General features: G+C 49.1%; 1 pseudogene. It reads left to right on the top strand.

The window, feature by feature from the left end:
* Nucleotides 1-865 (top strand): annotated as a pseudogene (gene ebgA, locus R8O11_RS26230) (beta-galactosidase subunit alpha); the annotation flags it as partial.

Genomic DNA, 865 nt, shown 5'->3' with positions numbered 1-865 from the left:
CGAAGCCTTTGTTAACTTCACCGTACGCAAAGACAGTCGCACACTTTACAGCGAAGCCAACCATGAAATTGCGGTGTATCAGTTCCAACTGAAAGAAAACACCGCGTCTGCACCTGCGTTCATCAATCGCAACGCACAACCTTTGGTGATTAACGAAAGCCGTTTGGAACACATAATTGAAGGCCATAACTTCACGCTTACTTTCTCGAAAGTAAACGGCAAGCTGACTTCTTGGCGCGTAAATGACGAAGAGATCATTCAATCTGAGCCGAGACTAAACTTCTTCAAACCGATGATTGATAACCACAAACAAGAGTATGAAGGTTTGTGGCACCCAGCGCATCTGCAAATCATGCAGGAGCACTTCCGCACACTTGCTGTGGAAGCAACTGATGATTCCGTCTTGATTACGACCACCAGCATCATTGCGCCGCCGGTCTTTGATTTTGGCATGCGTTGTACCTACCGCTACCAAATCAACGCGCAAGGCCATTTGAATGTGGAACTGAGTGGCGAGCGCTACGGCGACTACCCTCACGTGATTCCGGTCATTGGCTTGGATTTAGGCATTAACGGCAGCTTTGACCAAGTGAGCTACTACGGTCGCGGCCCAGAAGAAAACTACCAAGACAGTCGCCAAGCTAACCTCATTGATGTTTACCACAGCACCGTAGAAGACATGTTCGAGAACTACCCGTTCCCGCAAAACAACGGCAACCGCCAACACGTGCGCTGGGCATCGCTCACGAACCGTCATGGCACAGGGTTATTGGTGAAACCTCAGCAAGAAATCAACTTCAGCGCGTGGTTCTACACCAACCAAAACCTGCATCAAGCGCAACATACGATCGAGCTAGAAAAGAGT

It is taken from the genome of Vibrio sp. 1288, from assembly GCF_033344475.1.
This window is presented reverse-complemented; position numbering and strand designations above follow the sequence as displayed.